At 73.0% G+C, this 24,811-nt stretch carries 24 protein-coding genes; 7 read left to right on the top strand and 17 right to left on the bottom strand.

Features of this window, described 5'->3' with window-relative positions; translation table 11 throughout:
- Positions 1–127 precede the first annotated feature (127 nt).
- The gene (gene bfr, locus ACH4D3_RS33685; RefSeq protein ID WP_007448529.1) at positions 128–631 is read left to right on the top strand and encodes a bacterioferritin; all 504 of its coding nucleotides are present in this window, start codon (positions 128–130) and stop codon (positions 629–631) included.
- A 14-nt stretch (positions 632–645) separates the two neighbouring features.
- Here the strand turns inward: bfr and ACH4D3_RS33680 are convergent, their stop codons facing one another.
- Both ACH4D3_RS33680 and ACH4D3_RS33675 read right to left on the bottom strand, forming a co-directional pair.
- Complete coding sequence (locus ACH4D3_RS33680; protein WP_164883559.1) at positions 646–879, bottom strand: bacterioferritin-associated ferredoxin; 234 nt, start codon at positions 877–879, stop codon at positions 646–648.
- A 166-nt stretch (positions 880–1,045) separates the two neighbouring features.
- A complete protein-coding gene (locus ACH4D3_RS33675; RefSeq protein WP_398330195.1) occupies positions 1,046–2,398 on the bottom strand; it encodes a class II 3-deoxy-7-phosphoheptulonate synthase in 1,353 nt (450 codons plus the stop codon).
- 104 nt (positions 2,399–2,502) lie between these two features.
- Here ACH4D3_RS33675 and ACH4D3_RS33670 point away from each other — a divergent pair, with 104 nt between their 5' ends.
- Both ACH4D3_RS33670 and ACH4D3_RS33665 read left to right on the top strand, forming a co-directional pair.
- Positions 2,503–2,559 carry a trp operon leader peptide gene (locus tag ACH4D3_RS33670; RefSeq protein ID WP_398330599.1) on the top strand — a complete coding sequence of 19 codons (57 nt, stop codon included), beginning with the start codon at positions 2,503–2,505 and terminating at the stop codon, positions 2,557–2,559.
- 105 nt (positions 2,560–2,664) lie between these two features.
- A complete protein-coding gene (locus ACH4D3_RS33665) occupies positions 2,665–4,569 on the top strand; it encodes an anthranilate synthase family protein (protein WP_398330192.1) in 1,905 nt (634 codons plus the stop codon).
- Here the strand turns inward: ACH4D3_RS33665 and ACH4D3_RS33660 are convergent.
- The 5 genes from ACH4D3_RS33660 to ACH4D3_RS33640 form a co-directional block, all read right to left on the bottom strand.
- Positions 4,521–5,516 (bottom strand): 2-hydroxyacid dehydrogenase, encoded by a 996-nt coding sequence (locus ACH4D3_RS33660; protein ID WP_398330189.1) that lies wholly within the window; start codon positions 5,514–5,516, stop codon positions 4,521–4,523. The two genes, ACH4D3_RS33665 and ACH4D3_RS33660, sit on opposite strands and share 49 nt — an antisense overlap.
- 83 nt (positions 5,517–5,599) lie before the next feature.
- Positions 5,600–6,628, bottom strand: a complete 1,029-nt coding sequence (locus ACH4D3_RS33655) for a 6-phosphofructokinase (RefSeq protein ID WP_165287451.1) — start codon at positions 6,626–6,628, stop codon at positions 5,600–5,602.
- 56 nt (positions 6,629–6,684) lie between these two features.
- Positions 6,685–7,392, bottom strand: coding sequence for a response regulator (locus tag ACH4D3_RS33650; protein WP_398330186.1), 708 nt, complete (start codon positions 7,390–7,392; stop codon positions 6,685–6,687).
- A complete protein-coding gene (gene macS / locus ACH4D3_RS33645; RefSeq protein ID WP_398330183.1) occupies positions 7,385–8,626 on the bottom strand; it encodes a MacS family sensor histidine kinase in 1,242 nt (413 codons plus the stop codon). Before macS ends, ACH4D3_RS33650 begins: the two co-directional genes overlap by 8 nt.
- 28 nt (positions 8,627–8,654) lie before the next feature.
- The gene (locus ACH4D3_RS33640) at positions 8,655–9,386 is read right to left on the bottom strand and encodes a lysophospholipid acyltransferase family protein (RefSeq protein WP_398330181.1); all 732 of its coding nucleotides are present in this window, start codon (positions 9,384–9,386) and stop codon (positions 8,655–8,657) included.
- 150 nt (positions 9,387–9,536) lie between these two features.
- Between ACH4D3_RS33640 and ACH4D3_RS33635 the strand changes: the two genes are divergently transcribed.
- Together ACH4D3_RS33635 and ACH4D3_RS33630 are read left to right on the top strand one after the other, a co-directional pair.
- Positions 9,537–10,340, top strand: a complete 804-nt coding sequence (locus tag ACH4D3_RS33635) for an alpha/beta hydrolase (protein ID WP_398330179.1) — start codon at positions 9,537–9,539, stop codon at positions 10,338–10,340.
- Positions 10,333–10,950: a hypothetical protein gene (locus ACH4D3_RS33630; protein WP_398330176.1), complete on the top strand. Its 618-nt coding sequence runs from the start codon at positions 10,333–10,335 to the stop codon at positions 10,948–10,950. Before ACH4D3_RS33635 ends, ACH4D3_RS33630 begins: the two co-directional genes overlap by 8 nt.
- A gap of 25 nt (positions 10,951–10,975) precedes the next feature.
- Here ACH4D3_RS33630 and ACH4D3_RS33625 read toward each other — a convergent pair whose 3' ends face one another.
- The 6 genes from ACH4D3_RS33625 to ACH4D3_RS33600 form a co-directional block, all read right to left on the bottom strand.
- On the bottom strand, positions 10,976–11,737 hold the full coding sequence (locus tag ACH4D3_RS33625) for an endonuclease/exonuclease/phosphatase family protein (RefSeq protein WP_398330173.1): 762 nt from the start codon (positions 11,735–11,737) through the stop codon (positions 10,976–10,978).
- 156 nt (positions 11,738–11,893) lie between these two features.
- The gene (locus ACH4D3_RS33620) at positions 11,894–12,847 is read right to left on the bottom strand and encodes an ROK family glucokinase (RefSeq protein WP_019327958.1); all 954 of its coding nucleotides are present in this window, start codon (positions 12,845–12,847) and stop codon (positions 11,894–11,896) included.
- A 54-nt stretch (positions 12,848–12,901) separates the two neighbouring features.
- Positions 12,902–13,477, bottom strand: a complete 576-nt coding sequence (locus tag ACH4D3_RS33615) for a carbon catabolit repression protein (RefSeq protein ID WP_398330169.1) — start codon at positions 13,475–13,477, stop codon at positions 12,902–12,904.
- A 71-nt stretch (positions 13,478–13,548) separates the two neighbouring features.
- A complete protein-coding gene (locus ACH4D3_RS33610) occupies positions 13,549–14,721 on the bottom strand; it encodes an ArsA family ATPase (protein ID WP_398330166.1) in 1,173 nt (390 codons plus the stop codon).
- Positions 14,722–14,875: 154 nt separating this feature from the next.
- Positions 14,876–15,310, bottom strand: coding sequence for an SRPBCC family protein (locus ACH4D3_RS33605; protein WP_003976686.1), 435 nt, complete (start codon positions 15,308–15,310; stop codon positions 14,876–14,878).
- 137 nt (positions 15,311–15,447) lie between these two features.
- Positions 15,448–16,245, bottom strand: a complete 798-nt coding sequence (locus ACH4D3_RS33600; protein ID WP_398330163.1) for a metallophosphoesterase — start codon at positions 16,243–16,245, stop codon at positions 15,448–15,450.
- 310 nt (positions 16,246–16,555) lie between these two features.
- Between ACH4D3_RS33600 and ACH4D3_RS33595 the strand changes: the two genes are divergently transcribed.
- Complete coding sequence (locus ACH4D3_RS33595; RefSeq protein WP_398330160.1) at positions 16,556–18,352, top strand: AMP-dependent synthetase/ligase; 1,797 nt, start codon at positions 16,556–16,558, stop codon at positions 18,350–18,352.
- 119 nt (positions 18,353–18,471) lie between these two features.
- Here ACH4D3_RS33595 and ACH4D3_RS33590 read toward each other — a convergent pair whose 3' ends face one another.
- Positions 18,472–19,614 carry a glycosyltransferase family 4 protein gene (locus ACH4D3_RS33590; protein WP_398330157.1) on the bottom strand — a complete coding sequence of 381 codons (1,143 nt, stop codon included), beginning with the start codon at positions 19,612–19,614 and terminating at the stop codon, positions 18,472–18,474.
- Between the two features lie 157 nt (positions 19,615–19,771).
- On the opposite strand from ACH4D3_RS33590, the gene ACH4D3_RS33585 reads away from it, so the two are divergent.
- A complete protein-coding gene (locus ACH4D3_RS33585; RefSeq protein ID WP_398330154.1) occupies positions 19,772–21,037 on the top strand; it encodes a glycosyltransferase 87 family protein in 1,266 nt (421 codons plus the stop codon).
- A gap of 36 nt (positions 21,038–21,073) precedes the next feature.
- Here the strand turns inward: ACH4D3_RS33585 and ACH4D3_RS33580 are convergent, their stop codons facing one another.
- From ACH4D3_RS33580 to ACH4D3_RS33570, 3 genes are all read right to left on the bottom strand, one after another.
- Positions 21,074–22,267, bottom strand: a complete 1,194-nt coding sequence (locus ACH4D3_RS33580; protein ID WP_398330151.1) for a hypothetical protein — start codon at positions 22,265–22,267, stop codon at positions 21,074–21,076.
- 94 nt (positions 22,268–22,361) lie between these two features.
- Positions 22,362–23,378 (bottom strand): NlpC/P60 family protein, encoded by a 1,017-nt coding sequence (locus ACH4D3_RS33575; RefSeq protein WP_398330148.1) that lies wholly within the window; start codon positions 23,376–23,378, stop codon positions 22,362–22,364.
- Positions 23,379–23,614: 236 nt separating this feature from the next.
- Positions 23,615–24,658 (bottom strand): NlpC/P60 family protein, encoded by a 1,044-nt coding sequence (locus tag ACH4D3_RS33570; RefSeq protein ID WP_398330596.1) that lies wholly within the window; start codon positions 24,656–24,658, stop codon positions 23,615–23,617.
- Between the last annotated feature and the right edge of the window lie 153 nt (positions 24,659–24,811).

Raw genomic sequence — 24,811 nt, 5'->3', positions numbered from 1 at the left:
CCACAATGCCCACTAAACCAACTAAGCCTGTACTTACTTACTAAGTCGAGACTTACTGGACGATTTTCGATGCCGGTGCAATCATGCCGCGCAACACGCCTGTTCCCGTTCGAAGGAGCGTCAAGCGATGCAGGGCGACCCGGAAGTCATCGAGTTCCTCAATGAGCAGCTGACCGCCGAGCTCACGGCCATCAACCAGTACTTCCTGCACGCGAAGCTGCAGGACCACAAGGGCTGGACCAAGCTCGCGAAGTACACGCGCGCGGAGTCCTTCGACGAGATGCGCCACGCCGAGGTGCTCACCGACCGCATCCTGCTCCTGGACGGCCTGCCGAACTACCAGCGGCTCTTCCACGTGCGGGTCGGCCAGAGCGTGACCGAGATGTTCCAGGCCGACCGGGAGATCGAGCTGGAGGCGATCGACCGGCTGCGCCGGGGCATCGAGGTGATGCGGGCCAAGCACGACATCACGTCGGCCAACGTCTTCGAGGCGATCCTCGCCGACGAGGAGCACCACATCGACTACCTGGAGACCCAGCTCGACCTGATCGAGAAGCTGGGCGAGTCGCTGTACCTGTCGACGGTCATCGAGCAGACCCAGCCGGACCCGTCGGGACCGGGCTCGCTCTAGGGCGGGGCAGGCCCTCAGGCCGCCTCGGGAAGCTCCGAGAGGACCGGGGCGCCCTGGTCGGCCAGCTGCCGGCGGGGGCAGGCGCCGCGCCCGAGCAGGGCCTGGATGCGCCGCACGCAGCCGCCGCAGTCGGTGCCCGCCTTGCAGGCGGAGGCGATCTGCCGGGGAGTGCACGCACCGGCCTCCGCGTGGCTCTTCACCTGTTCCTCGGTGACACCGAAGCAGCTGCAGACGAACACGCGGTTCACCTCCCGGGCGGGGTACAAAGGTCGTGCCGTACCGACGACCGGAGGGCCCGACTGATCGGTGAGGCAAACCTAACCTTACCCATCGCGCAAGGCCGGCAAAAGTGGGAGGGGCGCGGATCCCGTGTGACCCGCGCCCCATTTCACCCGCCCGCCCGGGGGCGGACCGTCACTGGTCCCGGTACATCTCCGCCACCAGGAACGCCAGGTCGAGCGACTGGCTGCGGTTGAGCCGCGGGTCGCAGGCCGTCTCGTAGCGCTGGTGCAGGTCGTCGACGAAGATCTCGTCGCCGCCGCCCACGCACTCGGTGACGTCGTCGCCGGTCAGCTCCACGTGGATGCCGCCCGGGTGGGTGCCGAGCGACTTGTGCACCTCGAAGAAGCCCTTGACCTCGTCGAGCACGTCGTCGAAGCGGCGGGTCTTGTGGCCGGAGGCCGCCTCGTAGGTGTTGCCGTGCATCGGGTCGGTGATCCAGGCGACGGTGGCGCCGGAGGCGGTGACCTTCTCCACCAACTCCGGGAGCTTGTCGCGGATCTTGTCCGCGCCCATCCGGACGATGAAGGTCAGCCGCCCGGGCTCGCGCTCCGGGTCCAGCCGCTCGATGTACTGCAGCGCCTCCTCGGCCGTCGTCGTCGGGCCGAGCTTGATGCCGATCGGGTTGCGGATCCGCGAGGCGAACTCGATGTGCGCGTGGTCCAGCTGCCGGGTGCGCTCACCGATCCACACCATGTGACCGGAGACGTCGTACAGCTGCCCGGTGCGCGAGTCGACGCGGGTGAGGGCCGACTCGTAGTCGAGCAGCAGCGCCTCGTGCGAGGAGAAGAACTCGACGGTCTGGAACTCGGCCGGGTCCGTCCCGCAGGCCCGCATGAAGTTCAGCGCGTTGTCGATCTCCCTGGCGAGCTGCTCGTAGCGCTGGCCGGAGGGGGAGGACTTCACGAAGTCCTGGTTCCAGGCGTGCACCTGGCGCAGGTCGGCGTAGCCGCCGGTGGTGAAGGCGCGCACCAGGTTCAGCGTGGACGCCGAGGCGTGGTACATGCGCTTGAGCCGCTCGGGGTCCGGGATCCGGGCCGCCTCGGTGAAGTCGAAGCCGTTGACGGAGTCGCCGCGGTAGGTCGGCAGCGTCACGCCGTCGCGGGTCTCGGTCGGCTTGGAACGGGGCTTGGAGTACTGCCCGGCGATCCGGCCGACCTTCACCACGGGCACGGACGCGGCGTAGGTGAGGACGGCGCCCATCTGGAGGAGGGTCTTGAGCTTGCTGCGGATGTGGTCCGCGGACACCGCGTCGAAGGCCTCGGCGCAGTCGCCACCCTGGAGGAGGAACGCCTCTCCCTTGGCGACGGCCGCCATCCGGGCACGCAGCTGGTCGCACTCGCCCGCGAAGACGAGCGGCGGATACGACTCGAGGTCCGCGATCACTGCGCGCAGAGCCTCGGTGTCGGGGTACTCGGGCTGCTGCGCCGCGGGCAGGTCTCGCCAGGTGTTGCCAGCGCTCGGGCTGGTCTTAGCGTTCACGGTCACGGCCCCAACACTACGGGGTCGGGTAGGTGCTCAGGCCCGATGCCCAGAGAGTGAGACGGGCGTAACGCCCTGTGGACGGGGCGCGGTGGGGTAGGCTGCGCCCCATGTTCGCGCACTCGATCCAGAACTGGTGGTGGACCGCTCGTTTGGCGGCCCACTGACTGCGCGTACGCAAGACTTCGCGAAGGCCGCCCGAGGGGCGGCCTTCGGTGTTTTCGAGCCCGGGTCCGTTCCTCCTCACCGACGAACCGAGAAGGACACGGACCATGACGCCGCTCGACAGCCTCCTGACCGATCCCCGCCCCTTCGCCCTGCTCCGCCGCCGCGCCCCGGGCCACGACCACGACCTCGTGGAACTGCTGCTCGGCCCGGTCACGGAGCACGACGGACTGGCCGACCTGCCCGACGAGGGGCTGGCGCTCGTCCCCTTCCGGCAGATCCGCGAGCGCGGCTTCGACGTCCGTGACGACGGCACCCCGCTGCTGATGCTCACCCCCGAGGAGCGCCACGACATCCCGCTCGCCGAGGCGCTGGAGCGGCTGCCCGCGCACGAGGTGCGGGTCGAGGGCGGCGGCTTCGACGTCGGCGACGAGGAGTACGCGCGGATCGTCGGCCGGGTGCTCGACGAGGAGATCGGGCGCGGCGAGGGCGCCAACTTCGTGATCCGGCGGACCTACGAGGGGCGGATTCCCGGGTTCGGGCGGGCCGACGCGCTGGCCCTGTTCCGGCGGCTCCTGGAGGGCGAGCGGGGCGCGTACTGGACGTTCGTCGTGCACACCGGGGACCGCACGCTGGTGGGGGCCAGCCCGGAGGTGCACGTGCGGATGTCCGGGGGCACGGTCGTCATGAACCCGATCAGCGGCACGTACCGCTACCCCGCCGAGGGCCCGACCCCCGAGCACCTGCTCGACTTCCTGGCCGACGGCAAGGAGATCGAGGAGCTGTCGATGGTCGTCGACGAGGAACTGAAGATGATGTGCACCGTCGGCGACATGGGCGGGGTGGTCGTCGGGCCGCGGCTCAAGGAGATGGCGCACCTCGCGCACACCGAGTACGAGCTGCGCGGCAAGTCGTCCCTGGACGCGCGGGAGGTGCTGCGGGAGACCATGTTCGCGGCGACGGTCACCGGCTCGCCGGTGCAGAACGCCTGCCGGGTCATCGAGCGGCACGAGACCGGCGGGCGGGGCTACTACGCGGGCGCGCTGGCGCTGCTCGGCCGGGACCCGGGCGACGGACCTGGGCTGCCCGGCCCGCAGACCCTGGACTCCCCCATCCTGATCCGCACCGCCGACATCGACGCGGCCGGGCGGCTGCGGGTGCCGGTCGGCGCCACGCTGGTACGCGGCTCGGACCCGGCGGGCGAGGTCGCGGAGACCCACGCCAAGGCGGCCGGCGTGCTGGCGGCGCTGGGCGTACGCCCGTCCCGCCCGCGTACCGGGGCCGGGCGTCCGCGGCTGGCCGACGACCCCCGGGTGCGGGCGGCGCTGGACGGGCGCCGCGCCTCCCTGGCCCCGTTCTGGCTGCGGATGCAGGAGCCGTCGGCCGAGCTGTCCGGGCACGCCCTGGTGGTCGACGCGGAGGACACCTTCACGGCGATGCTCGCGCACCTGCTGCGCTCCTCGGGGCTGGCGGTGAGCGTACGGCGGTACGACGGGCCGGGGCTGCGCGAGGCGGTGCTCGGGCACGAGGGCGGCCCGGTGGTGCTGGGGCCGGGTCCCGGTGACCCCTCGGACCCGGCCGACCCGAAGATGCGTTTCCTGCGGTCGCTGACCGCCGAGGTGCTCGGGGCGAACCGGCACGGCGTCCTCGGCGTCTGCCTCGGGCACGAGCTGATCGCGGCGGAGCTGGGGCTGGACATCGTCCGCAAGGAGGTGCCGTACCAGGGTGCGCAGACCGGGATCGACCTGTTCGGGCGGCCGGAGACGGTCGGCTTCTACAACAGCTTCACCGCGCGCTGCGACGACGGGACGGCCCGGGAGCTGGCCGCCCGCGGCATCGAGGTGAGCCGCTCGGCGGCCGGCGAGGTGCACGCGCTGCGCGGCGGCGGCTTCGCGGGCGTCCAGTTCCACCCCGAGTCGGTGCTGACGCTGAACGGCACCGCGATCGTGCGGGAGCTGGCCGGTCAGCTGCGCGGTACGAGCACGTTCTCCGAGCGGCGGCCCGCCCGGTAGTCGAGGACGTTGCGCACCGTCGTGTCGACGATCTGGCCGACGGCGTCCTCGGTGTAGTAGGCCTGGTGCGAGGTGACCAGGACGTTCGGGAAGGTGACGAGGCGGGCCAGGGTGTCGTCCTCGACGGCCTCCAGGGACTTGTCGAGGAAGAACAGGCCCGCCTCCGCCTCGTACACGTCCAGGCCGACGCCCGCGAAGCGGCCCGCGCGCAGTTCGCCGACGAGGGCCGCGGTGTCGATCAGGCCGCCGCGGCTGGAGTTGATCAGGATGGCGTCGTCGCGCATCGCCTTCAGGGCGGCCGCGTCGATCAGGTGCCGGGTCTCGGCCATCAGCGGGACGTGCAGGGTGATCAGGTCGGAGCGGGCCAGCAGCTCGTCCTTCGGGACGTAGCGCATGCCCAGCTGGGCGCAGGCCGGGTTCTCGGCGACGTCCCAGCCGAGCAGCCGCATGCCGAAGCCGTGGGCGATCCGGGCGAAGGCCTCGCCGATCTTGCCGGTGCCGAGCACGCCGGCGGTGCGGCCGTGCAGGTCCCGGCCCATCAGGCCGTCGAGCCGGAAGTCGAAGTCGCGGGTGCGGATGGAGGCGCGCACGATCCGCCGGTTGACGGCCATGGCGAGGGCCCAGGCGAACTCGGCGACCGAGTGGGGCGAGTAGTACGACACCCGGGCGACGGTCATGCCGAGCCGGTCGGCCGTGTCCAGGTCGACGTTGTTGAAGCCGGTGGAGCGCTGGGCCACCATCCTGGTGCCGCCGGCCGCCAGGATCTCCAGGACGGCCGCGCCGAGGTCGGCGTTGACGGACGTGGAGACGATCTCGTGTCCCGCCGCGATGGGGGCGGTGTCCTCGTTGAGGAAGACGTCCAGGCAGCGGACGTCCCCGTGGTCGCGGAAGGCCCGCTCGATCAGGGGCTTCTCGTCGGCCTGGACGCCGAAGGCAAGGATCTCCATGACCGCTCCCGTCGTGGTGGGCTCCGGGCCGAATATACGGCCCTCGGCCCACCGTCGCCGGTCGGCGGCAGGTCCCTCGGCGGTCAGCCGAAGAACACACCGACCTCCTCGTACAGCGCCGGGTCGACGGTCTTCAGCCGGGCCGTGGCCTCGGCGATCGGGACGCGGACGATGTCCGTGCCGCGCAGGGCGACCATCTTGCCGAAGTCCCCGTCGTGCACGCAGTCGACGGCGTGCAGTCCGAAGCGGGTGGCGAGCCAGCGGTCGAAGGCGCTGGGGGTGCCGCCGCGCTGGACGTGGCCGAGGACGGTGGTGCGGGCCTCGTTGCCGGTGCGTTTCTCGATCTGCTTGGCCAGCCACTCGCCGACCCCGGACAGCCGGACGTGCCCGTAGGAGTCCAGCGACTCGTCCTTGAGCACCATGTCGCCGTCGCGCGGCATCGCGCCCTCGGCGACGACCACGATCGGGGCGTAGGAGGCCCGGAAGCGGGAGGTCACCCAGGCGCACACCTGCTCGACGTCGAAGCGCTGCTCGGGGATGAGGATGACGTTGGCGCCGCCGGCCAGGCCCGAGTGCAGGGCGATCCAGCCGGCGTGCCGGCCCATGACCTCGACGACCAGGACGCGCATGTGGGACTCGGCGGTGGTGTGCAGCCGGTCGATGGCCTCCGTGGCGATGCCGACGGCGGTGTCGAAGCCGAAGGTGTAGTCGGTGGCGGACAGGTCGTTGTCGATGGTCTTGGGGACGCCGACGCAGGGCACGCCGTACTCGTCCGCGAGACGGGTGGCGACGCCGAGGGTGTCCTCGCCGCCGATGGTGATGAGGGCCTCGACGCCGAGTGCGGCGAGGTTGTCCTTGATGCGCCGGATGCCGTCCCGCTGCTGGAGCGGGTTGGTGCGCGAGGAGCCGAGGACGGTGCCGCCGCGGGGCAGGATGCCGCGGACGGCCGGGATGTCGAGCGGGACGGTGTCGCCCTCCAGGGGGCCGCGCCAGCCGTCCCGGAAGCCGGTGAAGTCGTAGCCGTACTCCTGGACGCCCTTGCGGACGACGGCCCGGATGACGGCGTTGAGCCCGGGGCAGTCGCCGCCTCCGGTCAGTACTCCGACCTTCATCGCGTAATCCCCTTGCCACAGTGGGTGGTTGAGGCCACTCCACTGTCCCGCGCGGGTCACGCGTCGTCCAGACCCCGTTCTATCGCGTACCGCACCAGCTCCACCCGGTTGTGCAGCTGGAGCTTGCCGAGGGTGTTCTGGACGTGGTTCTGCACGGTGCGGTGCGAGATGACGAGGCGTTCGGCGATCTGCTTGTAGCTCAGGCCCTTGGCGACCAGGCGCAGCACCTCGGTCTCCCGGTCGGTGAGCCGGGGCGCGCCGGGGTCGTCGGTGCCCGCGGCGGGGGCGGGTTCGGAGGCCAGACGGCGGTACTCGCCGAGGACGAGTCCGGCGAGCCCCGGGGTGAAGACCGGGTCCCCTGCGGCCGTGCGGCGCACCGCGTCGCGCAGCTCCTCGGTGGAGGCGGACTTCAGCAGGTACCCGGTCGCGCCGGACTTGACCGCCTCCAGCACGTCGGCGTGCTCCCCGCTCGCCGAGAGCACGAGCACGCGCAGCTTCGGGTCGGTGCCGACGACCTCCTTGCAGACCTGGACGCCGGGCTTGCCGGGCAGGTTGAGGTCGAGCACGAGGACGTCGGGGGCGGCGGCCCGGGCGCGGCGCACCGCCTGGTCGCCGTCGCTCGCGGTGGCGACCACGTCGAAGCCGGCCTCGGCGAGGTCCCGGGCGACCGCGTCGCGCCACATCGGGTGGTCGTCGACCACCATGACCCTGATCGGGTCCTGGCCGCCGGGGTCGTGTCGTTCTGGGTCCTGTCGTTCACTCATGGTCCGCTGCCTTCCCCCGCGCGGTGGTGCCGGCGTTCTTCTTCGGTGCCTTCAGTTCGACCTCCGTGCCCTGTCCGGGCACCGAGATCAGCTCGGCCGTGCCGCCGAGGTCGCGCAGCCGCCCGCGGATCGACAGGGCCACGCCGAGCCGTCCCTCGCCCTCGGCCTCGGCGAGCCGCCCCGGCGGGATGCCCGGCCCCTCGTCGCGGACGGTGACGATCACCTCGTCCGGTTCGTCCTCGACCAGGATCCAGGCGCGGGCCCGCTCGCCGACGTGCTCGCGGACATTGTCCAGCGCGGCGCCCACGGCGGCGGCCAGTTCCCGCGCGGCACCCGGGGCCAGGAGGACCGGGGCGCCCGGCTCGGCGAGGTTCACCAGGGAACCGGCGTACGGGGCGAGCAGGGCGCGCAGGTCGACGGGACCGTCCGGGTCAGCCCCCTCCCGTTCCTCGACCATCCGTACGACCGCGCCGTCGGCGGCGTCCTCGGACACCCGGGAGACGGGCACCAGGCCGCCGGAGACCAGGGTGCGCAGGGCCACCTCCTGCTCACCGGCCAGCCGGCCCAGTTCGGCCGCCTCGCCGCCGATGACGGCGCCCCGGCGCTGCACCATCGCCAGCACCTGGAGGACGCTGTCGTGGATGTCCCGGGCCAGCCGCTCGCGTTCCCTGGTCGCCGCCTCGATCTCCAGGGCGCGCGCGAGGGTGCGCTCGGAGGCGCGGGCGACCTCGACGACGTAGCCGATCGCGATGGAGGCGACCCAGACGAGGATGACGTTGTGGACGGTGTCGCGGGCCGGTGTGCCGCGTTCGACCAGGTTGGCGGCGGCGACGAGGGTGGAGGCGACGGCCGCCCAGCGCCAGCCGCCCTTGATGGCGAAGGCCAGCACGGACCCGGCGGTCCATATCGACGGCAGGGTCGGGCCGCCGTCCGCGACGCGTTCGTGGGCGTCGGCCAGGGGCGTGAGCAGGATGCCGACCAGCGCGACCGTGAGGTCGGCGGTGAGGAACCGCTTGGTGCAGCTCGCCGCGTTCGCGACCTTGGGGAGGGTGGCCAGGGTCCAGACGAAGAGGACCGCGTAGTAGGCGACGGCGAGCCAGGGGCGGGCGAAGCCGGAGTAGGCGGTGGCGAAGAAGCCGATCGCGTACAGCATGGTGAGCACGCGGTAGCCGGCGAGCGCGCGCCACAGTGGCTGCTCGACCGACATCCTCATGACTCTCTCGCGCCTGGCCATGTCCCCCCCTCCCCGGGCCCTTCCCGGGCTACGTCCCGGCCCGGTCCTTCCCGGCCTTCGCCGCCTTGCCCGCTTCCTTCTCCGCCTTCGCCGCCTCCGCGAGCTGCCGCTTCATGGCGGTCGCGTACATGTCGACGTACTCCTGGCCGGAGAGCTTCATGATCTCGTACATGACCTCGTCGGTCACCGCGCGGAGCACGAAGCGGTCGTGCTCCATGCCCTGGTAGCGGGCGAAGTCCAGCGGCTTGCCGATACGGATGCCGGGCCGCATCAGCTTCGGCATCACCTGGCCGGGCGGCTGGATCTTCTCGGTGTCGATCATGGCGACCGGGATCACGGGCGCTCCGGCGGCGAGGGCCACGCGCGCCAGCCCGCCCGGCTTGCCGCGGTAGAGGCGGCCGTCCGGGGAGCGGGTGCCCTCGGGGTAGATCCCGAACAGCTCGCCGCGCTCCAGGACCTCTATGCCGCTCTTGATGGCGGCCTCCCCCGCGCCGCGCGCGCCGGAGCGGTCCACCGGGAGCTGGCCCACGCCCTTGAAGAAGGCGGCGGTCAGCCGGCCCTTGACCCCGGGGGTGTTGAAGTACTCGGCCTTGGCGATGAAGGTCACCTTGCGGTCCAGGACGGCCGGCAGGAAGAACGAGTCGGAGAACGACAGGTGGTTGCTCGCCAGAATGGCGGGGCCGTCGGCCGGGATGTGCTCCAGGCCCTCCACCCAGGGCCGGAAGGCGAGCTTCAGCGACCCCCCGACGGTGACCTTCATCGCGCCGTACAACAACCCAGTGCCTCCCGTGTCCGTGGGTCAGACCCTATCCCGGGACACCGTCAATGGCCCCGACGGCCCTGGTCGGTGTCCGTGCGGTCGCGTACGGTGAAAGACCCGCGAGTACCCCCGACGACAGGAGACCGAGACGTGTCGGTCCTGCCCGGAGCCGAGCCGTTCCGCCACGAGGGCGGTGAGGTCGGCGTCCTCCTCTGCCACGGTTTCACCGGTTCCCCGCAGTCGCTGCGGCCCTGGGCCCGGTACCTTGCCGCGCGCGGCCTGACCGTGGCCCTGCCGCTGCTGCCCGGGCACGGCACGCGCTGGCAGGACATGCAGGTCACCGGCTGGCAGGACTGGTACGCGGAGGTGGACCGCGAGCTGCGGGCCCTGCGCGAGCGCTGCGAGCGCGTCTTCGTGGCCGGTCTGTCCATGGGCGGCGCGCTGGCGCTGCGGCTGGCCGCCAAGCACGGGGACGCGGTGTCGGGCATCGTCGTCGTCAACCCGGCGAACAGGATGCACGGCGTCGCCCAGCACGCCCTTCCGGTCCTGCGCCACCTGGTGCCCGCGACGAAGGGCATCGCCAGCGACATCGCCAAGCCGCACAGCGCGGAGCTGGGGTACGACCGGGTGCCGCTGCACTCGGCGCACTCGCTGCGCGCCTTCTTCCGTCTCGCCGACGGCGACCTGCCGCAGGTGACGCAGCCGCTGCTGCTGCTGCGCAGCCCGCGGGACCATGTGGTGCCGCCGGCCGACTCGGCGCGGATCCTGGGCCGGGTGTCGTCGACGGACGTGACGGAGATCCTGCTGGAACAGAGCTACCACGTGGCGACGTTGGACCACGATGCGGACCGGATCTTCGCGGAGAGCGTCGCGTTCATCGGCCGGCTCGCGCCCGGTTCCATGGGGGAACCGGAGCCCGGTCTCGGCAAGGAAGGGACGACCGCAGGTGGCTGAGCACGACTCCGACCGCGAGGACCGCGAGGAGCGGGACCTGGAGCGGGAGCACCGCGAGGGACGGGAGCGCGCGGCGGACGGCGGGCCCGGGGCGCAGGACGCGCCTTTCGACGAGGACGCCGCCTGGGCCTCGATCGTCGCCGGGTACGGGGAGGAGCCCCCGGACCCGCCGGGCGCCAAGCCGTTCAAGTCGGTCGAGGACCTGGCGCTGCTCGAGCCCGAGGTGAACGACGAGAAGCCCGCGGCGGACCGGCCCTCCTCGGACCGGCCGCTGGGGAGTTCCGTCGCGTTCGCGCCCGGCATCGGCCCCCGCGACCACACGCCCGCCGAGCCGTCCGACGACGACTTCGACGCGGACGACGAGGGCCACTTCGTGCCGCCCGAGCCGCCGCCGCTGCCGGAGAGCGACCCCACCTCGAAGTTCGCCTGGCTGGGCGTGCTCGGCGGTCCGGTGCTGCTCCTGCTGGCGGTGGTGCTCGGCTGGGACATGACCTGGTGGCTGACGACCCTGAGCATCGGCGGTTTCCTGGGCGGCTTCGCCACCCTGGTCGTGCGGATGCGGACGGGCGACGAGGACGACGACGATCCGGGGCGGGGCGCGGTGGTGTAGCCGGGTGGCCGGCCGGGCCCCGGGGTCAGGCGGTCGCGGGCACGCGGAGGGCGGTCAGGACCGGAAGGTGGTCCGTGGCCGCCCTCAGGTCGTCCTCGGCCACCCCGGCCAGTCCCGACGGCACCCCGCAGCCCAGCACCTTGATGCCCTCGGTGACGAAGACCGCGTCGATACGGCGGTCCGGGGCGGTGGCCGGGAAGGTGTACTCGCCGCCCCAGGGCGCGGCGGTCCAGCAGTCGCGCAGCCCCTCGCCGAGCCGCCGGAAGGTGCGGCCGCCGGGGCGCTCGTTCAGGTCGCCGCCCGCCACGGCGTGCGGCACACCGAGGCCGGCCAGCCGGTCGAGGAGCATCCCCGCCTGCTCGTGGCGCTCCTCCGGCGTCAGCGACAGGTGGGAGCTGAGTACGCCGATGCGGGCGCCGCCGATCCGGACCACGGCGGTGGCCAGGCCCCGGCGGTGCCGGCCGGGGGTGAGCGGGAGCAGCACGTCCTCGGTGCGTTCCACGGTGGCCCGCAGGGAGCAGAGCAGCGCGGGGCCGGCGGCGGTGGCGCCGCCGGAGAGCAGGACCAGGTCGGCGGCACGCGCCAGGCGAGTGATCTTCTTGCGCCAGCGGAAGAAGCGGGGGGCCTCCTGGAGGAGGACCAGGTCGGGCGCGCATGCCTTGATGACGCGGGCGAGGGCGTCGGTGTCGTCGCGCAGCGAGCGGATGTTGTAGCTCAGGACGCGGATGACCGCGGAACCGTCGGGTTCGGTGCGGGAGTTGGGGAGCGCCGGGAGGGATGTTGCCATGCCGTCAATTTACGGGAACGCATGATCAGGCGCCTCATGGGTCGGGGCGCGGGGTTCGTGGGCGACTGCCGGTTCGTCGTGGCTGGTCGCGCCCGCGGGGCGGAGCCCCAAATGGACTCCGCCCCGCGCCCCTTCGGCTCGTACAGTGAGCCTTTCTTACATGATCGGGTCGGGTTCTCTCGCCAGGTCGGCGGCGCCGACCAGGCCTGCCTTGTTGCCGAGCCGGGCGGCGATCACGTCGGCGACCGGGCGCCAGTTGCCGCCGACCAGCCAGCGCTTGTACGACTTGCGGATCGGGTCGAGGACCAGGTCGCCCTCGTCCGAGAGGCCGCCGCCGACGATGAAGGCGGACGGGTCGAAGAGCGAGGCCAGGTCGGCGAGACCGGCACCGGCCCAGCGGGCCAGCTCCCGGTAGGAGTCGACGGCGACCGGGCAGCCCTGGCGGGCGGCGACCGAGATGTGCTTGCCCTCGATGCCGTCGGGGGTGCCGTCGCCGAGCGCGAGCAGCACCTCGGCGCGCTCGGGGGTGGCGTTGGCGCGCTGCTTGGCGTACCGCACCAGCGCCCGTCCCGACGCGTACTGCTCCCAGCAGCCCTGCGAGCCGCAGCCGCACAGCAGGCCGTCGGGCACCATGCGGATGTGGCCGAACTCGGCGGCGACGCCGAAGTGACCGCGGCGCAGCTTGTTGCCGATGATGATGCCGCCGCCGAGGCCGGTGCCGAGGGTGATGCAGATGACGTTGCGGTGGCCCTTGCCGCCGCCGAACTTGTACTCGCCCCAGGCCGCGGCGTTGGCGTCGTTCTCCACCACGACCGGGAGGCCGACGCGGGCCTCGACCTTCTCCTTGAGCGGCTCCTGGCGCCAGTCGATGTTGGGCGCGAAGTAGACCGTGGAGCGCTGGCGGTTGACGTATCCGGCGGCACCGATTCCGACGCCGACGATCTCGTGCCCCACACGCGCGCCCTCCACCGCGGAGGCGATTGCGTCCACGATGGCCTCGGGTGTGGTGGGGGTCGGCACCTTGTGGGTCGAGAGGATGTTGCCTTCCTCGTCGACCACGCCGGCCGCGATCTTCGTGCCGCCGATGTCGACGCCGATGGTGAGTCCCATGAATCCCTCAGTTCGGTCGAGCCCCGCTAGGGGCAACCGTACCCGAGGAGGGGCTCAGTCCAGGTCGATGCGCTGCCCCGGGCCGGTGCCCCCGTCGTCCTCGTCGCGGCCGTCGGTGTCGCGTTCGTCCAGGTCGCGGGGGTCGCGCGGGTCCTTGGGCGCGGTGTCGCCGGTGGTCCAGCGGCGTTCCTGGTTCTGGACGGCGGAGCGGTAGGCGGCGAGCAGTTCGCCGCCGGCGGCGGCGAGGTGGTCGAACAGGTCCGGGTTGCGCTCGATGACCGGTTCGACGGCGGCCTTGGCCTGCTGGACGACCTGTCGGACCACCTGCTGGGCGGCGGGTCCGGCGACCTGGCCGAGCAGAGGGGACTGGAGACCGGACAGCTTGTCCGCGACGGTGTCGACGAGCCGGCGCAGCTCCTCGGCGGCCGAGCCGGGCTGCGGCCCGTACGCGGCCCGGCGGCGGGCCTTCTCGGCCTCCAGGTCCTCGGCGCACGCGGTCGCCCAGGCGTCGGCGTCGCTCGCCCGCGGCTGCTCTGCGGCCCCGCGGGTCTCTTCGGTCGCTCGCGTCTCGTCGACCGTGTCGGCCTCGTCGGGGCGGGGGGCCTCGGACGGGGGGAGCTCTTCGCTCATGACGGACTCCTGACTACGGTTCGTCCTTACGACGTTACCCGAACGGGCCGGTGCTCCGGGGCCCCCGCCGGTCATCGCCCCCGCGGCCACAGCCCCGGGTCGGGCGCGAACCGGACGGCGAGCGTGCCGTCGCGCAGGGCGGCCCCCTCGACGGTGCAGCGGCGCAGCGCCGACGGCAGCGGGACGGTGCGGCGGAACGGCCCGGCGGCGACGACCAGTTCGTCGCCGCGGCGGACCAGGTCGAGCTCCTCGCGTACGGCGCCGGGCAGCGGGATGTGCCAGACCAGCACGCCGTCCTCGGCCAGCCGGTCGGTGACCGGCCACTCGACCGGGGAGGCGTCCGGGTCGACGCCGGGCACGGCGAGGGCCGCGAGGTCGTCCGTGCCGCGCGGGTCGTGGCCGAGATGGCCGACGGCGCGGACGTCGTACGCCCCCCGCCACTCCTCCAGGGTCTTGCGCTGCTGGGCGAGGGGGCCGCTGAGCCAGCTGTCCGCCGGGGTGTCCTCGGGCAGCACGCGGTTGGCGATCAGCAGGTCGGTGCGCAGGCCGCGCAGGGCCAGGCCGAGAGTGGTGGTGCGGACGGCGTCGGCTCCGGCCGGCCCGGGCTCGGCGACCAGCCGTACGGCGGTGTTCCGGTCGGCCAGGACGGACTCGGCGGCGGCGAGCTCCAGGTCCCAGCGGGCGGTGGCCTCGTACAGCGCCTCGGTCGGCATGGGGACGCCGGCGAGCCGGCCGAGGACCGGGCGCAGGGCGCGGGCGGCCTGCCGCTCGGGCGGGAGCAGACGGCGCAGGCCGCGGCGCAGTTCCTCGGGCGCGGCCAGCAGGGCGAGGGCGCGCGGGGCGGGCGGGAGGTCGACGACGAGGAGGTCGTGCGCCTCGGCGAGGGCGGCCTCGCGCAGGGCGCGCAGCAGGGCGAGGTCGTCGGCCCCGGGCAGCGGGGTGAGTTCCCCGGGGTCGAGGCGGGAGGCGCCGAGCAGGTCGAGCGCGGAGGCGGCGCGGTCCTGGAGGGCGGCGAGGGCGTCCCGGAAGCCCTGGGCGGCGTCGGGGCGCCAGGCGGTGAGGCCGGGTTCGACGGGGGTCGGGGCCGGGCCGGTGCGCACGCCGAGTGCGGCGCCGAGGGTGTCGTCGCGGTCGGTGCCGAGGAGGAGGGTGCGGGTGCCCTGCCGGGCCGCGGTGAGCGCGGTGGCGGCGGCGACGGTGGTACGGCCGGTGCCGCCGGGGCCCGTGATCAGGAGGGTGCGCATGGGGGTGAACGGTACCTGGGGGCTCCGCCGGTTGGGCTGGTGACCGGGGGATGCGCTGCCCGGCGTTGCGGGGTGCCGCCTGCGCCCACCCGTGCCGCCCCAGCGGCACGACTGCCCGCAGCTACGTCGGCGTCGGCGACTGCCCGCGGCTGGGTTACTTCGACTCGACGCGCTTCTTCAGGCCTGCCAGGGCTCGGTCGATGATGACCTTTTCCGCCTTGCGCTTGATCATGCCGAGCATCGGGATCTTGACGTCCACCGTGAGCCGGTAGGTGACCTCGGTGCCCGTGCCCGCCGGGCGGAGCAGGTAGGAGCCGTCGAGGGAGCGCAGCATCTGGGACTTCACCAGCGTCCAGGACACCTCGTGCTCACCGGTCCAGGTGTACCCCAGCGTCTGGTCGTCCTTGATCGCCCCGGCGTCCATGACGAGCCGGACCTGCTCGGCACGCCCCTGCTCGTCGGTCGCGAGGACCTGCGCCTCCTTGACCTCGCCGGTCCAGTCCGGGTAGCGGGCGAAGTCGGCGATCACCGCCATGACGTCGGCCGGTGCCGCCTCGATGGTGATGCTCGAGCTGGTGTGTTCCGCCATCGCCGTGGCTCCTCCGGATGCGGGCCGCTACTGAGGTCGTCGTGCGCCCGTCGCGCGCACGTGTGTGCCGCGTGAAGGCTATCGCGCACGGAGAGGGCTCATGCCACCACCCACCTGCGCGGCCGGACCGCACCCGGTCACCACTCCAGCGCCCACGGCCGCCCCGTCGACGCGAAGTGGCCGACGTTCACGCATTCGGTCGCCCCGACGCGCATCCGCCGGGCCAGCGGCTGGTGCACGTGCCCGAACAGGGCGTAGCGGGGGCGGGTGCGGCGGATCGCGTCCAGCAGCGCGAGGCTGCCCCGCTCGAAGCGCCGGGCCACCGTGTCGTAGACCAGTTCCGGCACCTGGGGCGGGATGTGGGTGCACAGCACGTCCACCTCGCCGACGGCCTCGATCTTCGCCGCGTACTCCTCGTCGCTGATCTCGTACGGCGTGTTCATCGGGGTCCGCAGGCCGCCGCCGACGAAGCCGAAGACACGGCCGCCGATCTCCACCCGCTCCCCGTCGAGCACGGTGGTGCCGGGCCCGGCGTACTGGGGCCACAGCGGGGGCACGTCGACGTTGCCGTAGGTGGCGTACGTCGGGGTGGGGAAGGCGGCGAACAGCTCGGCGTACTGCTTGCGCACCGCCCGCTCGATCAGCTCGCGCGGCTCCCCGCCGGCCTCCGCCCACAGCCGCCTGCCGAACTCCCGCGCCTCGTCGAAGCGGCGGGCGGTGCGCAGCGCGACGATGCGGTCGGCGTTCGCGACGCCGAACAGGTCGGGGAAGATGCCGCGCGAGTGGTCGGCGTAGTCGAGGAAGAGGACCAGGTCCCCGAGACAGATCAGGGCGTCGGCGCCGTCGCCGGCCCGGGCCAGGTCGCGGGCGTTGCCATGGACGTCGCTGACCACGTGGACGCGCGTGCTCGTGTTACGGGGCGGTGTGGGTGCCATGGCGATCAAGCGTAAGCAGCGCGCGCGTGATGTGAACAGTGGCGGTCGGACCTGCGGTTACTGGCTGGTCCGTTGATCCGTCGACTACTGTGCGCAAAGCAAACCCCATCCGTGTGACGCAGCGAACATCTCGCGGGGACCCCCTGTCGGAGAACGCATACCGGCGGGTAACGTCCGGGCAGTCCAGTCGTGCTCTGGATTTCAACATGTGAATCCCGCATGAGTCCTCCGGAGCCACAGCCCGAGCCTTGGACCGCACCGTCGCATCACACAACGTCGTGGCGCCGGCGCCCTATGAGGAGCAGCAGTCTTGCGCGAGTTCAGCCTTCCGGCCTTGTACGAGGTCCCCGCGGACGGAAACCTGACCGACATCGTCCGCAGAAACGCCGCGCAGCATCCCGACGTCGCCGTCATCGCCCGCAAGGTGGACGGCGTCTGGCGGGACGTGACCGCGCGCGCCTTCCTCGCCGAGGTGCACTCCGCCGCCAAGGGCCTCATCGCCTCCGGTGTCCAGCCGGGCGACCGGGTCGGCCTGATGTCCCGCACGCGCTACGAGTGGACGCTGCTGGACTTCGCGATCTGGAGCGCGGGCGCGATCACCGTGCCGGTGTACGAGACCAGCTCGCCGGAGCAGGTGCAGTGGATCCTCGGTGACTCCGGCGCCACGGCGTGCGTCGTGGAGTCGGCCGGGCACGCCGCCGCCGTCGAGTCGGTGCGCGAGCGGCTGCCCGCCCTCAAGAACGTCTGGCAGATCGACGCCGGCGCCGTGGAGGAGCTGGGGCGTCTGGGCCAGGACGTCACGGACCGGACCGTCGAGGAGCGCGGCTCGATCGCGAAGGCCGACGACCCCGCGACCATCGTCTACACCTCGGGCACCACGGGCCGCCCCAAGGGCTGCGTGCTCACCCACCGCAGCTTCTTCGCGGAGTGCGGCAACGTGGTGGAACGGCTGCGCCCGCTCTTCCGCACCGGTGAGTGCTCGGTCCTCCTCTTCCTGCCGCTCGCGCACGTCTTCGGCCGCCTGGTCCAGGTCGCGCCGATGATCGCGCCGATCAAGCTGGGCAACGTCCCCGACATCAAGAACCTCACCGACGAGCTGGCTGCCTTCCGGCCCACGCTGATCCTCGGCGTGCCGCGCGTCTTCGAGAAGGTGTACAACTCGGCGCGCGCCAAGGCGCAGGCGGACGGCAAGGGCAAGATCTTCGACCGGGCCGCCGACACCGCGATCGCGTACAGCAAGGCCCTGGACGCCCCGTCGGGCCCGTCCGTCGGCCTGAAGATCAAGCACAAGGTCTTCGACAAGCTCGTCTACAGCAAGCTCCGCACGGTCCTCGGCGGGCGCGGCGAGTACGCCATCTCCGGCGGCGCCCCGCTCGGCGAGCGGCTCGGTCACTTCTTCCGCGGCATCGGCTTCACGGTCCTGGAGGGCTACGGCCTGACCGAGTCCTGCGCGGCCACCGCCTTCAACCCCTGGGACCGGCAGAAGATCGGCACGGTGGGCCAGCCGCTGCCCGGCTCGGTGGTGCGCATCGCGGACGACGGCGAGGTGCTGCTGCACGGCGAGCACCTGTTCAAGGAGTACTGGAACAACCCGGGCGCGACCGCGGAGGCACTGGCCGACGGCTGGTTCCACACCGGCGACATCGGCACCCTCGACGAGGACGGCTACCTGCGGATCACCGGCCGCAAGAAGGAGATCATCGTCACCGCCGGCGGCAAGAACGTCGCCCCGGCCGTCATGGAGGACCGCATCCGCGCGCACGCGCTGGTCGCGGAGTGCATGGTGGTCGGCGACGGGCGGCCCTTCGTGGGCGCGCTGGTCACCATCGACGAGGAGTTCCTGGGCCGCTGGTGCGCGGAGAACGGCAAGCCGGCCGGCTCCACGGCGGTGTCGCTGCGGGAGGACGCGGAGCTGCTGGCCGCGATCCAGGACGCGATCGACGACGGCAACGCGGCGGTGTCCAAGGCGGAGTCGGTGCGGAAGTTCCGGGTGCTGGGGGCGCAGTTCACCGAGGACTCGGGGCATCTGACGCCTTCGCTGAAGCTGAAGCGGAATGTTGTGGCGAAGGACTACGCGGACGAGATCGAGGCGATCTACTCCAAGTAGGGGCGCCTTCCGGGGTGCCGGGTCCGGTTCGTCGGCGGCTTCACGTTCGTCGTGGCTTGTCGCGCAGTTCCTCGCGCCCCCAGGTGTCTTCAGTCCCCGGTGCTGCGAAGGGGACCGTGTTACAACAACGCCTTCAGGTGCTCGGCCAGTAGGTCCCAGCGCCATTTCTCCTCCACCCACTCCCTGCCCCGCTCGCCCATCCGGCGGCGCAGTTGCGGGTCGGCGAGGAGGGTGGTGATGCGGTCGGCGGACTCGTTCGGGTCCTCGCCCCGGACCACCCAGCCCGTCTCGCCGTCGAGTACCGCGTCGGGTGCCCCGCCCGAGTCGCCGGCGACGACGGGCAGGCCGGTCGCCGAGGCCTCCAGGTAGACGATGCCGAGGCCCTCCACGTCGAGGCCTCCCCGGCGGGTGCGGCAGGGCATGGCGAAGACGTCCCCGGCGCCGTAGTGCGCGGGCAGTTCGGACCAGGGCACGGCGCCGGTGAAGTGGACGGCGGCGGCGACCCCGGTCTCCTCCGCGAGACGGCGCAGGTCCTTCTCGTAGGGGCCGCCGCCGACGATCAGCAGGACGGCGTCCGGCTCGGCGGCGAGGATGCGCGGCATCGCGCGGATCAGGGTGTCCTGGCCCTTGCGCGGGACCAGGCGGGAGACGCAGACCACGACGGGGCGCTCGGTGAGGCCGAGGCGGGCGCGCACCTCGTCGCCGCCGCTGGCCGGGTGGAAGGTCTTCTCGTCGACGCCGGGCGGCAGTTGCACCATCCGGGCGGCGGCCTCGGGGGTGAGGGCGCCCGCGATCCGGGAGCGCGTGTACTCGCCGAGGTAGGTGATCGTGTCCGTCGACTCCCCGATCCGGCGCAGCAGTTGCCGGGCGGCGGGCAGCTGGGCCCAGCCCGCCTCGTGGCCGTGGGTGGTGGCGACCAGGCGCTCGGCGCCCGCCCTGCGCAGGGCCGGGGCCATCAGGCCGAGCGGCGCGGCCGCCCCGAACCACACCGACGTGCAGCCGTGCTCGCGCAGCAGCCCCACCGCCCGCCGGGTGGCGCCCGGCGTCGGCAGCAGCATCGTCGTGCGGTCCCGTACGACGGTGAAGGGCTGCTCGGCGTCGAAGGCGGCGGTCGCCTCGATGCCCTCGCGGCCGCGCTTCCAGGTGGAGGCGTAGACGACCAGCCGCTCGGGGTCCAGGCGCAGCGCCATGTTGTGCAGGAAGGCCTGGATGCCGCCCGGGCGGGGCGGGAAGTCGTTGGTCACGATCAAGGTCTTGCGCACGCCGCCGACCCTACCGAACCGTCCGGCGGGTGCCGGGCCCCGGCCGCGTCCTGTGGCAGGCCCACAGGTGCCCGGGTCATCATGGCCGCACCGGCGGACGAGCGGGTACGCGGCGGGGACAGGCAGGTACGGACGGGCACGGACGGGCAGGGAGCGCGTGGAGACGAGGGACGCGGGGCGGTCACGGGTGTGGCTGCCGACGGTCTGGGGCGCCACGCGGCTGGTGCTGCTGCTGTTCGTGCTGAAGGTGCTGGTCTTCCCCGGTCCGGACGTCACCGGCGACGTGTCCGTCATCTACCGGGACTGGGCCGACGTGCTGCGCACCGGAACGTTTCCGCTGGACGACGTCACCTGGCAGTACCCGCCGGCGGCGGCCTTCGCGGTCCTCTCCCCCGGCCTGCTGCCCTTCCTGGAGTACGCGACGGCCTTCTTCGTCCTCGCGTGTGTCACGGACGCCGCCGTCCTGGCACTGCTGTGGCGGGCCGGCCGGGGGACGGGGCGGTCGCCGCGCGGGGCGTGGGTGTGGGTGGCGGGCGTACCGCTGCTCGGCCCCACCGTGTACGCCCGCTACGACGTGATGGTCACGGCCGTGGCGGTGGCCGCGCTGCTCGCCGCCGGGCGGCATCCGCGCGTGGCGGGGGCCCTGGCGGCCCTCGGCGCGCTGCTGAAGGTGTGGCCGGCGCTGGTGCTCGTCGGGATGCGGGGGCGCGGCCCGTGGGTCGCCGCCGCGGTGGGCGGGGCCGGGCTGGCCGCGCTGTTCGCCGTGTCGATGCCCGGGGCGTTCGCGTTCCTGACGTTCCAGCGCGAGCGGGGCGTCGAGGTGGAGTCGCTGGGCTCGCTGGTCTTCCACGTCGCCCGGCACTTCGGCTGGGAGGGCGGGGTGCTGCTGAACTACGGCTCGATGGAGTTCCTGGGCCCGCACGTGGACACCGTGGGCACGGTCTCGCTGGGGCTGAGCGCGGTGGCGTTCGGCTGGCTGCTGCTGTGGCGGGTGCGGGCCTCGCGGTCGGCGTCCCACCGGTTCGCGGCGCACACGGCGGCGGACGCGGCCTTCGTGGCGGTGCTGATGTTCACGGTGACCAGCCGGGTGATCAGCCCGCAGTACCTGGTGTGGCTGGTGGGCCTCGGCGCGGTCTGCCGGTGCTTCCGGGCGAGCCGGATGCGGGTGCCGGTCGCCCTGGTGCTGGCGGCGACCCCGCTGACGGCGCTGGAGTTCCCGCTCCTGTTCGGGGACGTGGTGGCGAGCACCCCCGTCGGCATCACGCTCCTGTTCGTCCGCAACGGCCTGCTGGTGGCCGCCACCCTCCTCGCCGCCCGCGGGCTGTGGCGGGGCACGGTGCGCCGCGGGACCCCGGCCCGCGCCGAACCGCCCGCCCCCCTCACCCGAGCCGCACCCGCGGACACACCCACCGGGGCGCCCTGACGCCCTACGGCGGAGAGCCCACGCGGGCTCGTCCGCTCAGCCGAGCCGGGTCCGCAGGTACGCCCGCCAGCGTTCCGTGAAGTCGTCCGGTGTCGTTCCGAGCACCTCGTGCAGCGCGGCCCGCACCGCGCCGGCGCGGTCGTCGTGGGTGCCCACGGAGCGGTAGAACGCGTCCAGCCGGTCCTCGCCCCACTGCTCGGCGATCATCCGGCAGGCCAGCCAGCCGCCCTCGTAGGCGCGGGCCAGTGCCTCCGCGTCGGCGGTGAAGCCGAAGTCCTCGTCGGTCGGCAGCCGCGCGGGCATCCGGCCCTCGGCGACCGCATCGGCCAGTTCGGGGGCGGCCTGGGCGGCGGTGCGCCCGCTGCCGCGGTAGCCGACCCAGTCGGCGTAGCCCTCGGAGAGCCACAGCGGGGTGGCGGAAGTGGTGTCGGCGCGGGTGGCGACGTGCGTCGTCTCGTGGGTGAGCACGACCTGCTTGCCCAGGCTGCCCAGCAGGCCGTACGCGTCGGGGTTGACGATGATCCGGTCCGCGGGGGCGTGTTCCCGGCCGCCCGTCTCCCCGGTGGTGACCGCGGCGATGCCCCGGTAGGACGAGGCGGGCGAGCCGAGCAGGCCCGCCATGCCCTCCAGCGACCGGGGGACGACCACGACCACCCGGCGGGACCAGTCGCCGTCCCAGGCGTCCGAGACGGCGGGCACCGCCCGGTCGGCCAGGTCGGCGAAGCGGCGCAGGGCGGCGGTGGACTGCCCGACGCCGAGGACGAGGCTGTGCGTGCCGCGCACGACCCGGACCGCGCCCTGGTCCCAGGGCTGCTGGCCGGACTCCTCGGCGGGGCGGTCGGAGTCGACGGTCCAGGTCCCGGCCGTGCCGTCCCGGCTCAGCCGCACGGTGCGGCCCGCGGCGACGGGGCCCCGGTCGTAGCCCTCGACGCGGTAGCGCAGCTCGACGTCGGCGGTGGCGGTGTCGCCGCTGCGCTCCACGTCCCGTACCCGGTAGGACCAGGCGGCGAGCGGGATCGCGCTCAGGTTGCCGAAGCCGGTGCCGCTGCCGGTGCGCGCGTAGGCGGCCGCGTCGTGGGCGAGGACGGCCGCCGCCCGCCGGTCGAGCACCCGCTGGACGTCGGTCGTGGACGGGTCGGTCGCGGTCCGGCCGCCGCAGCCCACGAGCGCGACCAGCAGCAGGCACAGCGCCACCACCGAGAACCCCGACACCCGCCTTCGACCAGCCACCTTCCCGATCGTACGGGCGCCGGGCCGCGGAAGGCACCGGACGATGCGGACGCGGTGGACTCGGCGGGCTCGGCGGGCCGCAGGGGCCGTGGGGTCACACCCTGGTGACCGAGGAGATCGGCATCATGCCGACCGGGTCGTAGCGCACCGGCGCGCCGGGGTAGGGCGCGTGGATCACCTGGCCGTTGCCGGCGTACATGCCGATGTGGCTGGCGTCGTCGCGGTAGGCGACCAGGTCGCCGGGGCGCGCCTCGGCCAGCGACACGTGCCGCCCGGCGCCGGTCTGGGCCTGGGAGGTGCGCGGGATGCCCACTCCGGCCTGCGCGTAGGCCCACTGGGTCAGGCCCGAGCAGTCGAAGCCGGAGGGGCCGTTGGCGCCCCAGACGTAGGGCTTGCCGAGGGCGGAGCGGGCGGCGGCGAAGGCGGCTCCCGCCCGGCCGGAGGCGGGCGCGGCGGCACCGGCGAGGGCGGTCAGGTCCTCGCGGCCGGAGCGGGAGCCGCGCAGGTGGGCGGCGCGTTCGTCGTCCGGCAGCGCGGCGAGCAGCGCGCGGGCCTTGGCCAGCTTGCGCTCGACGGTCTTCTTGTGGGCGGCCACGGCCTTGCGGCCCTGCTCCAGCTCGGTGAGCTTGCGGGCCGCCTCGGCACGGTCCTGGGCGAGGTCGCGCATCGCCTGCTGGAGCTCCCTCAGCTCGCCCGCCCGGCGGGTGGTGATCCGGTCGAGCACGGAGGCCCGGTCGAGGTAGTCGTCCGGTCCGGCGGAGAGCAGCAGCGCCAGTGACGGGTCGATGCCGCCGGAGCGGTACTGCGCGCCGGCCAGCGAACCGAGCGCGTCCCGCATGGTGTTGACGCGTTCCTGCTGCCGGGCGATGGACTCCTGCGCGGTCGAGACCTCCTCGCGCAGCGCGTCGGTGCGCGCGTCGGCCTTGTTGTAGGCCTCGGTCGCCTGCTCCGCCTCGGTATGCAGCCGGTCCACCTCCGCCCGCCGGTCGTCGTGCGGGGCGGCCGTGGCCGGTACGGCGCCCAGGAGTGCGGCGGCCACGGAGAGCAGGCCGACGGCGGCGGTGGAGCCACGGTCGAACCCGGATGGTGCAAGGCGGCGATGGGACCCCACGGGAAGCCGCACTCCTTCCGCTGGCGGACAGGGAAACGCGGCAGACAGTAACCCCCCGGCGGGGCACCGGCCAACGACCTCGGGCGCCGCGCAACCCGACGCCCCGCCGCTGACGCAGGTCACCGGCGGGGCGGGGGGTCACAGGGCCCGGACGTGATTCGCCCGAACGGGCGGCACGGCGGGGACGACTTCGGGTGGCGCTGGTCGTCCGGGTCGGCCCCGGACGCGGGGCACGGTCAGACCCGTACGCCGAACATGAACGGACCGCCGATGGTGCTCATCGACTCGTAGCGGACGTTCGTGCCGGTGCGCGGCGCGTGCAGGATCTGGCCGTTGCCGGCGTAGAGGCCGACGTGGTGCAGGTCGCCGAAGAAGAACACCAGGTCGCCGACCTGCAGCTGGCTCGCCGAGGAGATGCGGGTGCCGGCGCCGGTCTGGGCCTGGGAGGTGCGCGGGATGCCGACGCCGGCCTGGGCGTAGGCCCAGGAGGTCAGGCCCGAGCAGTCGAAGGAGGACGGGCCGGTGGCACCGTAGACGTACGGCGTGCCTATCTTGCTCTGGGCGGCGGCGAAGGCGGCGGCGGCCCGGCCGGAGGCGGGGGTGGACTTGCCGCCGGTGAGGACCTGGCGCTCGCTGGCGCGGTTGGAGCGCTGCTCCTCCTGCTGGAGGGCGGCCTTCTCCTGCGCGGTGAGCGTGTTGAGCAGCTTCTGCGCGGAGGAGAGCTTGCCCTGGACTTCCTTCTTCTTCTTGCCCAGTTCGGTGCGGGTGGCGGAGAGGTCCTTGAGCTTCTCGGAGGCCTCGGAGCGCTGCTGCGCGAGGTCGCGCTGCTTGACCTGGATCTTCTTCAGCGCCTCGACCTGCTGGCCGCTCAGCTGGTCGAGGGTGGAGGCCTTGTCCAGGTAGTTGTCCGGGTCGGCGGACAGGAAGAGCTGGAGGGAGGGGTCGATGCCGCCGGAGCGGTACTGGGCGCTGGCCATCGAACCGAGGCCGTCGCGCAGGTCGTTGAGCTCCTCCTGGCCGCGGGCGACGTTGTCCTGGATGGTGGAGATCTCCTTCTGGAGCTTCTCCTGCTTCTCCTTGGCGCCGTTGTACTTCTCGGTGGCCTGCTCGGCCTCCTCGTAGAGCTTGTCGACCTTGGCCTTGACCTCGTCCTTGCTCGGCTTCTCGCTCGGGGCGGCGTTGGCGGCCTGGGAGCTGAGAGCGACGGCGGCGGCGGCAGCGGTGGTGAGCACGGTCACGCGCGTGCGGCTCGGCTGCTTGGGACGACGGTGGGACGCCACGGAGACGAGCTCCTTCTTGAGAGGGATCACCCGTTCGAGGGTTCGAAGGGTGACCCTAGTGACCCACTCGTGATCAGTTCAAATCCTCCGCCGAAAAATCACGGTTACGCACCGCGTTTTCCGCCACAACTCACCTGCAGTGACGTCCACCTG

The organism is Streptomyces sp. NPDC018026 (genome assembly GCF_044327745.1).
In the GTDB taxonomy this organism is placed as follows: Bacteria; Actinomycetota; Actinomycetes; order Streptomycetales; family Streptomycetaceae; genus Streptomyces; species Streptomyces rubrogriseus.
This window is presented reverse-complemented; position numbering and strand designations above follow the sequence as displayed.